10 protein-coding genes are annotated in these 12,918 nt (G+C 63.0%); all 10 read left to right on the forward strand.

Annotated features, from left to right (window positions below; genetic code table 11):
• Positions 1-62: 62 nt before the first annotated feature.
• Complete coding sequence (locus tag ACNFH5_RS00275) at positions 63-2,828, forward strand: LPS-assembly protein LptD (RefSeq protein ID WP_416743388.1); 2,766 nt, start codon at positions 63-65, stop codon at positions 2,826-2,828.
• A complete protein-coding gene (locus ACNFH5_RS00280; RefSeq protein ID WP_416743390.1) occupies positions 2,809-4,101 on the forward strand; it encodes a peptidylprolyl isomerase in 1,293 nt (430 codons plus the stop codon). Before ACNFH5_RS00275 ends, ACNFH5_RS00280 begins: the two co-directional genes overlap by 20 nt.
• 137 nt (positions 4,102-4,238) lie before the next feature.
• The gene (gene pdxA / locus ACNFH5_RS00285; RefSeq protein ID WP_416744358.1) at positions 4,239-5,234 is read left to right on the forward strand and encodes a 4-hydroxythreonine-4-phosphate dehydrogenase PdxA; all 996 of its coding nucleotides are present in this window, start codon (positions 4,239-4,241) and stop codon (positions 5,232-5,234) included.
• Between the two features lie 116 nt (positions 5,235-5,350).
• A complete protein-coding gene (gene rsmA, locus ACNFH5_RS00290; RefSeq protein WP_416743392.1) occupies positions 5,351-6,178 on the forward strand; it encodes a 16S rRNA (adenine(1518)-N(6)/adenine(1519)-N(6))-dimethyltransferase RsmA in 828 nt (275 codons plus the stop codon).
• Positions 6,175-6,555, forward strand: a complete 381-nt coding sequence (gene apaG / locus ACNFH5_RS00295; protein WP_054908027.1) for a Co2+/Mg2+ efflux protein ApaG — start codon at positions 6,175-6,177, stop codon at positions 6,553-6,555. The genes rsmA and apaG overlap by 4 nt, the downstream gene beginning before the upstream one ends.
• The gene (locus ACNFH5_RS00300; protein ID WP_416743394.1) at positions 6,555-7,379 is read left to right on the forward strand and encodes a symmetrical bis(5'-nucleosyl)-tetraphosphatase; all 825 of its coding nucleotides are present in this window, start codon (positions 6,555-6,557) and stop codon (positions 7,377-7,379) included. Before apaG ends, ACNFH5_RS00300 begins: the two co-directional genes overlap by 1 nt.
• Positions 7,380-7,421: 42 nt before the next feature.
• On the forward strand, positions 7,422-7,751 hold the full coding sequence (gene glpE, locus ACNFH5_RS00305) for a thiosulfate sulfurtransferase GlpE (RefSeq protein WP_416743395.1): 330 nt from the start codon (positions 7,422-7,424) through the stop codon (positions 7,749-7,751).
• A gap of 287 nt (positions 7,752-8,038) precedes the next feature.
• The gene (locus ACNFH5_RS00310; protein WP_416743397.1) at positions 8,039-9,961 is read left to right on the forward strand and encodes a PrkA family serine protein kinase; all 1,923 of its coding nucleotides are present in this window, start codon (positions 8,039-8,041) and stop codon (positions 9,959-9,961) included.
• 103 nt (positions 9,962-10,064) lie between these two features.
• Positions 10,065-11,336: a YeaH/YhbH family protein gene (locus tag ACNFH5_RS00315; protein WP_416743399.1), complete on the forward strand. Its 1,272-nt coding sequence runs from the start codon at positions 10,065-10,067 to the stop codon at positions 11,334-11,336.
• Positions 11,333-12,886 (forward strand): SpoVR family protein, encoded by a 1,554-nt coding sequence (locus tag ACNFH5_RS00320; RefSeq protein WP_416743401.1) that lies wholly within the window; start codon positions 11,333-11,335, stop codon positions 12,884-12,886. Before ACNFH5_RS00315 ends, ACNFH5_RS00320 begins: the two co-directional genes overlap by 4 nt.
• Positions 12,887-12,918: the final 32 nt, after the last annotated feature.

A 12,918-nucleotide genomic window follows, 5' to 3' on the forward strand; every position in this document is an offset into this window, starting at 1 on the left:
CCCATCGATAGGCGTGCGGCCCGTTTTGGGCTGAAGGCTCGCAGGAAGCCCGGATTAACAAGATGGCAGTGAATTTCCCCGTGTTCCGTAGAAAATTCCCCTTACTGGTGACCGGTGGCCTTCTGGCTATTCAACCGCTTGCCTCTGTGACCGCGGCACCCGGCGAGCAGTTCGCCTGCCAGCCTTCCGCGTCCGGCGCATGGGACTGCTCGTCGCAGAACAGCGCCAGCAGCGTACCGCGTCCGCAGCATGGCGCCAGCTCGGTCAGTGCCGGTGGCGCCACCGCCAGTAGCTCGAAGTCCTCGGGCAGCTCGAACAGCGCTGGCGAAGAGCCCAAACAACTGGTCACCGAGTCCGGCGGCCGCGGCCTGAAGTCGCGCAGCAGCGACTACAGTCACCTCGACTGGATTCCGCGCGACAAGCTCACCGCTGCCCAGCAGGCGGAAATGGGCCCGTATTGCAGCGGCGCCTATGTCGAGCCAGTACGCCCGGGCATGAACGACAAGACGCCGAACGACGAGGCTCCGACCTACGTCTCGGCGAAGGTTTCCCGCTACGAGCAGGAAAAGCAGATCGCCACCCTCGCGGGTAACGTGGTCCTGCGCCAGGGCAGCATGCAGGTGGAAGCCGACGAGGCCAACCTGCACCAGGCCGAAAACCGTGGTGAGCTGGTCGGCAACGTCAAGCTGCGCGACAACGGCGCCCTGATCGTCGGCGACCATGCCGAACTGCAACTGGACAACGGCGCGGCGAAGATCGACAACGCCGAATACGTCATGCACCAGGCGCAGATCCGCGGCAGCGCGCTGTATGCCAAGCGCCAGGAAGACGCGATCATCCAGCTCAAGGACGGTACCTACACCCGCTGCGAACCGGGTAGCAACGCCTGGGTGGTCAAGGGCAACAACATCAAGCTGAACCCGGCCACCGGTTTCGGCACCGCGACCAACGCGACCCTGCGGGTGAAGGACATTCCGGTCTTCTACACCCCGTACATCTATTTCCCGATCGACAATCGTCGTCAGTCCGGTTTCCTGGCACCGTCCTTCGCCAGCTCGACCGATACCGGTTTCACGCTGACCACGCCGTACTACTTCAACCTGGCGCCCAACTACGACGCCACGTTGTACCCGCACTACATGGTCAAGCGCGGGCTGTTGATGGAAGGTGAGTTCCGCTACCTGACCCACAGCAGCGAAGGCCAGGTCACGGCAGCCTACCTGAACGACAAGAACGACGACCGCAAGGACTTCCCGCAGTACACCGACACCCGTTGGCTGTATGGCTGGAAAAACACCAGCGGCCTGGATTCCCGCCTGCTGGCGCAGGTGGACTACACCCGTATCAGCGACCCGTACTACTTCCAGGACCTGGACACCTCACTGGGCATCGGCTCGCCGACCTACGTCAACCAGCAAGGCAGCCTGACCTATCGCGGCGACAGCTACACTGCCAAGCTGAACGCGCAGTCCTACCAGCTGGCGACCGTGACCGACGTCACCCCGTACGATCGCCTGCCGCAGCTCACTCTGGACGGCAAGCTGCCGTTCAACCCGGGTGGCCTGGACTTCACTTACAGCACCGAGGCCGTCCGTTTCGACCGCGATCTGGACGAAGGCTTCTACCGCATCGACGTGAACGATCCAACCCGTTACCCACGCCCGGACAACAACATCCTGGGCCTGGCGCGCGCCACCGGCGATCGCTTCCACGCCGAGCCGGGCATCAGCCTGCCGATGAACCGCAGCTGGGGCTTCATGACTCCGACGGTCAAGGCGCTGTACACCAAGTACGACCTGGACCTGGACGGCAAAGGCAAAGCCACGCTGCCCTCGTACATCGACTACGACAGCAGCCCGGATCGTTCGCTCGGCCTGGCCAAGCTGGATTCCGGCCTGTACTTCGACCGCGACACCACTTTCGGCGGCACCAAGTTCCGCCAGACCCTGGAGCCGCGGGCGATGTACCTGTACGTCCCGTACAAGGACCAGGACAACCTGCCGACCTTCGACACCGGCGAATTCACCTTCAGCTATGACTCGCTGTGGCGTGAAAACCGCTTTACCGGCCGTGACCGCATCGGCGACGCCAACCAGCTGTCCCTCGGCCTGGGTTCGCGCTTCATCGAGGATGATGGCTTCGAGCGCGCCTACATTGCCGCCGGCCAGATCTACTACTTCAGCGACCGCCGTGTTCAGTTGCCCGGCCTGACCGAAGACGATCTGCGCGCCAGCGGCGCGAAGAACCCGGATGCCGACACCTGGCGTTCGCCGTACGCGCTGACCGGTACTTATCGCTTCAACCACGACTGGTACGCCAGCTCGGACTTCAACTGGAACCCGAACACGCACCACACCGACAACGGCAACCTGATGTTCCACTATCAGCCCGAAGCCGATCCTCGCAAGGTGCTGAACGCCGGCTACCGCTACCGTGCGGACAGCAAGCGCTTCAACCCCACTACCGGCCAGTTCGAATACGGCAGTGACGAGTACAAGATCGAACAGCATGACTTCTCGTTCATCTGGCCGGTTCTGCCGCAGTGGGCCGCCATCGGCCGCTGGCAGTTCGACTACAACCAGAGCCGCACACTGGAAGCCTTCGGTGGCTTCGAGTACGACAGCTGCTGCTGGAAACTGCGCCTGATCAATCGCTACTGGGTCGACTACGACGACGAGGAATTCGTGACCTCAACGTCCAAGGCCGACCGCGGTGTATTCCTTCAAATCATCTTGAAAGGCCTTGGCGGCGTGGTTGGCAACCAGGTGGAAGGCTTCCTCGACCAAGGTATCCAGGGTTATCGTCAACGTGAAGACAATGCTATGTAAGGCCCTGCGCCCGCTGATGCTGGGCGCGCTGTTGGCAAGTTCCGTCGTGCACGCCGAAGTGGTTCCGCTGGACCGTGTGGTCGCCATCGTTGACAACGACGTGGTGATGCAGAGCCAGCTGGACCAGCGCCTGCGCGAAGTCCGTGCAACCATCCAGAAGCGCGGTGCGCCGCTGCCGCCTGAGCACGTGCTGACCCAGCAGGTACTCGAACGCCTGATCATCGAGAACATCCAGCTGCAGATTGGCGACCGCTCCGGCGTACGTATCACCGATGAAGAGCTGAACCAGGCCATGGGCACCATTGCCCAGCGCAACAACATGAGTCTGGATCAGTTCCGCGCCGCCCTTGCCCACGACGGTCTGTCCTACGACGAGGCCCGCGAGCAGGTGCGCCGCGAGATGATCATCAGCCGTGTGCGCCAGCGCCGCGTAGCCGAGCGCATCCAGGTCAGCGAGCAGGAAGTGCAGAACTTCCTCGCTTCCGACCTCGGCAAGATCCAGCTCTCCGAAGAGTATCGTCTGGCCAACATCCTGATCCCGGTCCCCGACAGTGCCTCGCCGGAAACCGTGCAGGCTGCGGGCCGTCAGGCTCAGGAGATGTATCAGCAGCTCAAGCAGGGTGCAGACTTCGGCCAGCTGGCGGTTTCCCGCTCGGCCGGCGACAACGCCCTGGAGGGCGGTGAGATCGGCTGGCGCAAGGCCGCCCAACTGCCCTCCCCGTTCGACAGCATGATCGGCAGCCTGGCCGTGGGCGACGTGACCGAGCCGGTCCGCACCCCGGGCGGCTTCATCATCCTCAAGCTGGAAGAGAAGCGCGGTGGCAGCAAGATGCTGCGTGACGAAGTCCACGTCCGCCACATCCTGCTCAAGCCCAGCGAAATCCGCAGCGAGGAAGAGACGCAGCGCCTGGCCGAGAAGCTCTACGAGCGCATCCAGGCCGGCGAAAGCTTCAGCGATCTGGCGAAGAAGTTCTCCGAAGACCCGGGCTCCAAGCTCAACGGTGGCGACCTCAACTGGGTCGACCCGGAATCCCTGGTACCGGAATTCCGCGAGGTGATGAACAACGCGCCGCAAGGCCAGGTCACCAAGCCGTTCCGCTCGCCGTTCGGTTGGCACGTGCTGGAAGTCCTCGGCCGTCGCGCCACCGACAGCAGCGACAAGTTCCGCGAGCAACAAGCCGCCCAGACCCTTCGCGCACGCAAGTACGACGAAGAGCTGCAGGCCTGGCTGCGCCAGATCCGCGACGAAGCCTACGTCGAGATCAAGCAGTAAGCCGCTTGAGTCGCTCACAAAGAAACCCGGCCTTGGCCGGGTTTCTTTTTGCCCGCCGAAAGCTTCGAAGAACAAGGGCTTCGTCGTAGAGTAAGCCCATCCGCTGCAGATACCGATTCGAGAGCCTCCTGATGAGCATTTCCCACCTTTTCGCCCTCACCCCCGGCGAACCCGCCGGTATCGGCCCCGACCTCTGCCTGTTGCTGGCGCGCGAGGTACAGCCACACCCACTCGTCGCAATCGCCAGCCGTGAACTGCTGGCACAGCGCGCCGCCCTGCTGGGGCTGAGTATCGACCTGCAGGACGTCGGCCCCGGCCAGTGGCCCAGCGCCGCCGCCCCGGCGGGCACCCTCTACGTCTGGGATACGCCACTGGCCGCGCCAGTTGAACCAGGCACGCTGAACCCGACCAACGCCGCCTACGTGCTGGAGACTCTGACCCGAGCCGGCCAGGGCTGCCTGGACGGGCACTTCGCCGGAATGATCACCGCACCGGTGCACAAGGGCGTGATCAACGAAGCTGGCATCGCCTTCTCGGGGCATACGGAATTCCTCGCCGACCTCACTCACACCGCCCAGGTGGTGATGATGCTGGCCACCCGCGGACTGCGCGTGGCGCTGGTGACCACCCACTTGCCGCTACGGCAGATTGCCGATGCGATCACGACGGAGCGCCTGGAGCGTGTCACCCGCATCCTGCACGCCGACCTGCGCGACAAGTTCGGCCTGGCCAACCCGCGCATCCTGGTCTGCGGCCTGAACCCCCATGCCGGCGAAGGTGGCCACCTGGGCCACGAAGAGATCGACGTGATCGAGCCGACTCTGGAGCGCCTGCGCACCGAGGGCATGCAGCTTATCGGCCCGCTGCCGGCCGACACGCTGTTCACTCCCAAGCACCTGGAGCACTGCGACGCCGTGCTGGCGATGTACCACGACCAGGGACTGCCGGTGCTCAAGTACAAGGGTTTCGGCGCGGCGGTGAACGTGACGCTGGGCCTGCCGATCATCCGCACCTCGGTGGACCATGGCACTGCGCTGGACCTCGCCGGGACCGGCCGGATCGACAGCGGCAGCCTGCAGGTCGCCCTGGAAACCGCCTACCAGATGGCCGAAGCCGGGGCCGGCGCGCGCTGAACCCCGGCATTCCGTTCGGCCAGCGTTTCGTGCTGGCCGCGCCGGACTGGTAAACTGATGGTTTTTCCGCCTCCAGCCGGCCGCCGCAAGCGCCCGGCTGCTCTCCGGAGCCTTCGATGTCCGAACTCTTCCAGCACCGCGCCCGCAAACGCTTTGGGCAGAACTTCCTGCATGACGCCGGGGTGATTCACAAGATCCTGCGTGCCATTGCCGCCAAGGAAGGCCAGCACCTGCTGGAAATCGGTCCGGGCCAGGGGGCCCTGACCGAGGGCCTGGTGGACAGCGGCGCGAAGCTCGACGTGATCGAGCTCGACCTGGACCTGATCCCGCAACTGAAATGGCGCTTCGGCCTCAAGCCCAACTTCAGCCTGCACCAGGGCGACGCCATGAAGTTCGACTTCTCCACCCTCACGGCCTCTCCCGAGGACAAGCTGCGCGTGGTCGGCAACCTGCCCTACAACATCTCTACCCCGCTGATCTTCCACCTCCTGGACCACGCCTCGCTCATCCAGGACATGCACTTCATGCTGCAGAAGGAAGTGGTGGAGCGCCTGGCGGCCGAGCCGGGCAATGGCGACTGGGGCCGCCTGTCGATCATGGTGCAGTACTTCTGCCGGGTGGATTACCTGTTCACCGTCGGCCCCGGCGCGTTCAACCCGCCGCCCAAGGTCGAGTCGGCCATCGTCCGCCTGGTGCCCTATGCTGAACCGCCCCATCCGGCCAAGGATCACCGCGTGCTGGAACGCATCGTCCGCGAAGCCTTCAACCAGCGCCGCAAGACCCTGCGCAATACGCTGCGTACGCTGATGAGCGTCGAGGACATCGAAGCCGCCGGCGTCGACCCGACCCTGCGTCCGGAGCAGCTGAGCGTCGCCGATTTCGTCAGCCTGGCTAACCGCTACAGCGAAACCAACCCGGAAGCCGAGCAAGGACCGAGCGCATGAGCGACCCCCGCTACCAGGTCAGCGTCAGCGTCACCACCCGCCACCTGCCCGAGCAGTCCCAACCGGAACAGCAGCGCTACGTGTTCGCCTACACCGTGACCATCCACAACCACGGCGAGCTGGCGGCCAAGCTGCTGACCCGCCACTGGATCATCACCGACGGCGACGGCCACGTGCAGGAAGTGCGCGGCGCCGGCGTGGTCGGCGAGAAGCCGCTGATCGAACCGGGCGCCAGCCACACCTACACCAGCGGCACCGTGATGGCGACCAAGGTCGGCAGCATGCACGGCAGCTACCAGATGGTCGCCACCGACGGCCATCACTTCGACGCCGAGATCCCGGCGTTCCGCCTCGCCGTACCCGGAGCGCTGCACTGATGGCCACCTATGCCGTCGGCGACCTGCAGGGCTGCCTGGAACCACTGAAGTGCCTGCTGGCGCAAGTGAAGTTCGACCCGGCCCAGGACAAGCTCTGGCTGGTAGGCGACCTGGTCAATCGTGGCCCCGCATCGCTGGAGACCCTGCGCTTCCTCTATGGCATGCGCGATTCGCTGGTCTGCGTGCTCGGCAACCACGATCTGCATCTGATCGCCGTGGCGTACAACGCTGAACGCCTGAAGAAAAACGACACCCTGCGCGAGATCGTCGAGGCGCCCGACTGCGCGCAGCTGATCGAATGGCTGCGGCAAATGCCGCTGGTCCACCACGACGCTCAGCGTGATTTCACCCTGGTGCACGCCGGCATCCCCCCGCAGTGGGATATCGACAAGGCCCTGCAACGCGCCGCCGAAGTCGAAGCCGCCCTGCGCGACGATACCCAGTTGCCGATGTTCCTCGACGGCATGTACGGCAACGAGCCGGCCAAGTGGGACAAGAAGCTGCACGGCATCGCGCGCCTGCGGGTGATCACCAACTATTTCACGCGCATGCGTTTCTGCACGCCCGACGGCAAGCTCGACCTGAAATCCAAGGAAGGCCTGGACACTGCACCGTCCGGCTACGCCCCCTGGTTCAGCTACACCGAGCGCAAGGCCGCTGGGCGCAAGATCATCTTCGGCCACTGGGCCGCGCTGGAAGGCCAGTGCGACGTCCCTGGCCTGTTCGCCCTGGACACCGGCTGTGTGTGGGGCGGCAGCATGACGTTGATGAACGTCGACACCCTCGAGCGCATCCACTGCAGCTGCGCCGACAAACCAGAATGAATGCAGCGGGGCTACAGGCTCCGCGCCTTGCGAGGTAACCCCATGAGCGACTTCAAGCGCATCGCCCCCGACCTGGCCCAGCAACTGCGCGAAAGCGGCGCCCAGGTCGTCGACATTCGTGACCCGCAAAGCTACGCGATGGGCCACATCAGCGGCTCGCGGCACATCGACAACTACTCGGTGGCCGACTTCATCCGCGAGGCGGACATGGACGCGCCGCTGGTCGTGGTCTGCTACCACGGGAACTCCAGCCAGAGCGCCGCGGCCTATTTCGTCCAGCAGGGTTTCTCCGAGGTCTACAGCCTCGACGGCGGCTTCGAACTGTGGCGCAGCGTCTATCCCGCGGATACCAGCGCAGGCGGCGCTGACTGAAAGTCCCTACGAAAGGGGCGGATTAGCCCCTTCAAAAAATCTGTAACTTCTCGCTCTTTCGTCCTTTACACATCGAAGAACGAACTATCCTTTCCCTCAGGCCATCCAAAAAAGGGAGAGCCGGCACACCGGCTTCCGGTTAATCGGCAGTGACCATTGGGGCGGATCAGGGCAGAGGCCAGGTTCCGTTGGAGTTCTGGGGGATTCTCGCCGGTAACACTGGCAGCCCGACCGCACCCGCACAGACCGATCCGGCGCCGGCTCCATGCATCGAGCGAGGAGACGTCATGAGCATTTTCAGTCACTTCCAGGAACGCTTCGAAGCGACCCGTCAAGAAGAGTACTCCCTCCAGGAGTACCTGGATCTCTGCAAGCAGGACAAGATCGCCTACGCCACCGCCGCCGAGCGGATACTGATGGCCATTGGCGAGCCTGAACTACTCGACACATCCGTCGATTCCCGCCTGTCGCGAATATTCTCCAACAAGGTAATACGTCGCTACCCGGCCTTTGCCGACTTCCATGGCATGGAAGAGTGCATCGACCAGATCGTCTCCTTCTTCCGCCATGCCGCCCAAGGGCTGGAAGAGAAGAAGCAGATCCTTTACCTCCTGGGCCCGGTCGGTGGTGGTAAATCCTCCCTCGCCGAGAAACTCAAGCAACTGATGGAGCACGTGCCCTTCTACGCGATCAAGGGCTCGCCGGTGTTCGAATCGCCCCTGGGGCTGTTCAACCCGGACGAAGACGGCGCCATCCTCGAGGAAGACTACGGCATCCCGCGGCGCTACCTGCGTTCGGTGATGTCGCCCTGGGCAACCAAGCGCCTCAACGAATACGGCGGCGACATCAGCCAGTTCCGCGTGGTCAAGCTGCACCCGTCGATCCTCAACCAGATCGCCATCGCCAAGACCGAACCGGGCGACGAGAACAACCAGGACATCTCTGCGCTGGTCGGCAAGGTGGATATCCGCAAGCTGGAAGAATTCCCGCAGAACGACGCCGACGCCTACAGCTACTCGGGCGCGCTGTGCCGGGCCAACCAGGGCCTGATGGAATTCGTCGAGATGTTCAAGGCGCCGATCAAGGTCCTGCACCCCTTGCTCACCGCGACCCAGGAAGGCAACTACAACAGCACCGAAGGCCTCGGCTCCCTGCCCTACAGCGGCATCATCCTCGCCCACTCCAACGAATCGGAATGGCACAGCTTCCGCAACAACAAGAACAACGAGGCCTTCATCGACCGGATCTACATCGTCAAGGTGCCGTACTGCCTGCGCGTCTCCGATGAGATCAAGATCTACGACAAGCTGCTGATCAACAGCTCCCTGGCGCACGCCCACTGTGCGCCGGACACCCTGAAGATGCTCTCGCAGTTCTCCGTGCTGTCGCGCCTGAAGGAGCCGGAAAACTCCAACATCTACTCGAAGATGCGCGTCTACGACGGCGAAAACCTCAAGGATACCGATCCCAAGGCCAAGTCGATCCAGGAGTACCGCGACACTGCCGGAGTCGACGAAGGCATGTCCGGGCTTTCCACCCGCTTCGCCTTCAAGATCCTTTCCAAGGTGTTCAACTTCGATCCGCATGAAGTTGCCGCCAACCCGGTGCACCTGCTTTATGTGCTGGAACAGCAGATCGAGCAGGAGCAGTTCCCGCCGGAAACCCGCGAGCGTTACCTGCGCTTCCTGAAGGAATACCTGGCGCCGCGCTACGTCGAGTTCATCGGCAAGGAAATCCAGACCGCCTACCTGGAGTCCTACAGCGAGTACGGCCAGAACATCTTCGACCGCTACGTGCTGTACGCCGACTTCTGGATCCAGGACCAGGAATACCGCGACCCGGAAACCGGCGAGATCCTCAACCGCGCCGCCCTCAACGAGGAACTGGAGAAGATCGAGAAGCCGGCTGGCATCAGCAACCCGAAGGACTTCCGCAACGAGATCGTCAACTTCGTGTTGCGCGCCCGCGCCGGCAACAACGGCAAGAACCCCAGTTGGCTGTCGTACGAGAAGCTGCGCGTGGTGATCGAGAAGAAAATGTTCTCCAACACCGAGGACCTGCTGCCGGTCATCAGCTTCAACGCCAAGGCGAGCAAGGAGGATCAGCAGAAGCACAACGACTTCGTCAAACGCATGGTCGAGCGCGGCTACACCGAGAAGCAGGTGCGCCTGCTGTCGGAATGGTATCTGCGGGTTCGCAAGTCGCAGTAGTCTGCCATCGGCGCGGCGGCATTCCGCCGCGCCGGTCGCCGTCGCATTCGGACCTGTCCTTGGCGGCTCCACGCCGCTGCGCAGCAGGCCCTGAGGAGCATTCATGAGCTACGTCATCGACCGGCGTCTGAACGGCAAGAACAAGAGCACGGTGAATCGCCAGCGCTTCCTGCGGCGTTACCGTGAGCACATCAAGAAGGCCGTCGAAGAGGCCGTCAGCCGTCGCTCCATCACCGACATGGAACACGGCGAGCAGATCAGTATTCCTGGTCGCGATATCGACGAGCCGGTCCTGCACCATGGACGTGGTGGCCGCCAGACGGTGATCCACCCCGGCAACAAGGAATTCACCACTGGCGAACACATACCGCGCCCCCAGGGCGGCGGTGGAGGTCGTGGCGCCGGCAAGGCGAGCAATCAGGGCGATGGGATGGACGACTTCGTCTTCCAGATCACCCAGGAGGAATTCCTCGATTTCATGTTCGAGGACCTGGAGCTGCCCAACCTGGTCAAGCGCCACCTCACCGGCAGCGACACCTTCAAGACCGTACGCGCCGGCATCAGCAACGAGGGCAATCCCTCGCGCATCAACATTGTGCGCACCCTGCGCTCGGCCCACGCGCGGCGCATCGCCCTGTCCGGCTCCACCCGCGGCAAGCTGCGCGCGGCGATAGCGGAGCTGGATCGACTCAAGCGCGAGGAACCGGACAACCTCGGTGACATCCAGGCGCTGGAGCAGAAGATCGCCGCCATGCGCGCGCGCATCGACAAGGTGCCGTTCCTCGACACCTTCGACCTCAAGTACAACCTGCTGGTGAAACAGCCCAACCCGACCTCCAAGGCGGTGATGTTCTGCCTGATGGACGTCTCCGGCTCGATGACCCAGGCCACCAAGGACATCGCCAAGCGCTTCTTCATCCTTCTCTATCTGTTCCTCAAGCGGAACTACGAGAAGATCGAAGTGGTGTTCATCCGCCACCACACCAGCGCCCGCGAGGTAGACGAGGAAGAGTTCTTCTATTCCCGCGAAACCGGCGGGACCATCGTCTCCAGCGCCCTGAAGCTGATGCAGGAGGTGATGGCCGAGCGTTACCCCACCAACGAATGGAACATCTACGCCGCCCAGGCCTCGGACGGCGACAACTGGAACGACGACTCGCCCGTCTGCCGCGACATCCTGATGAAGCAGATCATGCCGTTCGTCCAGTACTACACCTACGTCGAGATCACCCCGCGCGAGCACCAGGCGCTGTGGTTCGAGTACGAGAAGATCCGCGATACCTTCGAAGACAGCTTCGCCCAGCAGCAGATCGTCTCCGCCTCGGACATTTACCCGGTGTTCCGCGAGCTGTTCCAGAGGAGGCTAGTCGCATGAGCAAGCGCCAGCCGATCGCCACCGGCTCGGAGTGGACCTTCGAGCTGATCCAGCAATACGACCGCGAGATCAGTCGCCTCGCCGAACGCTACGCGCTGGACACCTATCCCAACCAGATCGAGGTGATTACCGCCGAGCAGATGATGGACGCCTACGCGTCCGTCGGCATGCCCATCGGTTACAACCACTGGTCCTACGGCAAGCACTTCCTCAGCACGGAAAAGAACTACAAGCGCGGGCAGATGGGCCTGGCCTACGAGATCGTGATCAACTCCGATCCGTGCATCGCCTACCTGATGGAAGAAAACACCCAGTGCATGCAGGCGCTGGTGATCGCCCACGCCTGCTATGGGCACAACAGCTTCTTCAAGGGCAACTATCTGTTCCGCACCTGGACCGACGCCACCTCGATCATCGACTATCTGGTGTTCGCCAAGTCCTATATCAACAAGTGCGAGGAACGCTACGGCATCGATGCCGTGGAAGACCTGCTGGATTCCTGCCACGCCCTGATGAACTACGGCGTGGATCGCTACAAGCGGCCGTACCCGATCTCTGCCGAGGAAGAGAAGCAGCGTCAGAAGGAGCGCGAGGAACAGATCCAGCGCCAGGTCAACGACCTCTGGCGGACCATTCCCAAAGCCAGCGGCAAGGACAAGGAGCAGGGCCTGGCCCGCTACCCCAGCGAGCCACAGGAAAACATCCTCTACTTCATCGAGAAGAACGCCCCGCTGCTGGAACCCTGGCAGCGCGAAATCGTGCGCATCGTGCGCAAGGTAGCGCAGTACTTCTACCCGCAGCGCCAGACCCAGGTCATGAACGAAGGCTGGGCGACTTTCTGGCACTACACCCTGATCAACGACCTCTACGACGAGGGGCTGGTCAGCGACGGCTTCATGATGGAGTTCCTCCAGTACCACACCAGCGTGGTCTACCAACCGGGGTTCGACAGCCCCTACTACAGCGGCATCAACCCCTACGCGCTGGGTTTCGCCATGTACCGCGACATCCGCCGCATCTGCGAGAACCCCACCGACGAAGACAAACGCTGGTTCCCGGACATTGCCGGCAGCGACTGGCTGGCCACCATGAAATTCGCCATGAAGAGCTTCAAGGATGAAAGCTTCGTCCTGCAGTTCCTCTCGCCCAAGGTGATCCGCGAGTTCAAGCTGTTCAGCATCCTCGACGACGACCAGAAGGACGACATGCTGGTCGACGCCATCCACGACGACGACGGCTACCGCAAGATCCGCGAAACCCTGGCAGCGCAGTACAACCTCGGCAATCGTGAGCCGAATATCCAGATCTGGGACGTCGACCGCCGTGGTGACCGCTCACTGACCCTGCGCCACCAGCAACACGACCGCAAACCGCTGGGCGATTCCACCGACGACGTGCTCAAGCACCTGCACCGCCTGTGGGGCTTCGACATCCACCTGGAGACCCTTCAGGGTGAAAACATCGTCAACACCTTCCACATGCCCCCAAAGGGTGAACGCGACAGCGAGGAGGGCTACCCGCGCCTAGACCTGATCATCCCACCCATTTGATCGGTTGACCGGGCCAGCAGGCGTGACAAGCA

The organism is Pseudomonas sp. NY15435 (assembly GCF_048068295.1).
GTDB lineage: Bacteria > Pseudomonadota > Gammaproteobacteria > Pseudomonadales > Pseudomonadaceae > Pseudomonas.

Coding starts and splice junctions, on each gene's coding strand:
- ACNFH5_RS00300 (WP_416743394.1), top strand. CDS start 6,555: ATGGCCACCTATGCCGTCGGCGACCTGCAGGGCTGCCTGGAACCACTG.
- glpE (WP_416743395.1), top strand. CDS start 7,422: ATGAGCGACTTCAAGCGCATCGCCCCCGACCTGGCCCAGCAACTGCGC.
- ACNFH5_RS00310 (WP_416743397.1), top strand. CDS start 8,039: ATGAGCATTTTCAGTCACTTCCAGGAACGCTTCGAAGCGACCCGTCAA.
- ACNFH5_RS00275 (WP_416743388.1), top strand. CDS start 63: ATGGCAGTGAATTTCCCCGTGTTCCGTAGAAAATTCCCCTTACTGGTG.
- rsmA (WP_416743392.1), top strand. CDS start 5,351: ATGTCCGAACTCTTCCAGCACCGCGCCCGCAAACGCTTTGGGCAGAAC.
- ACNFH5_RS00315 (WP_416743399.1), top strand. CDS start 10,065: ATGAGCTACGTCATCGACCGGCGTCTGAACGGCAAGAACAAGAGCACG.
- ACNFH5_RS00320 (WP_416743401.1), top strand. CDS start 11,333: ATGAGCAAGCGCCAGCCGATCGCCACCGGCTCGGAGTGGACCTTCGAG.
- apaG (WP_054908027.1), top strand. CDS start 6,175: ATGAGCGACCCCCGCTACCAGGTCAGCGTCAGCGTCACCACCCGCCAC.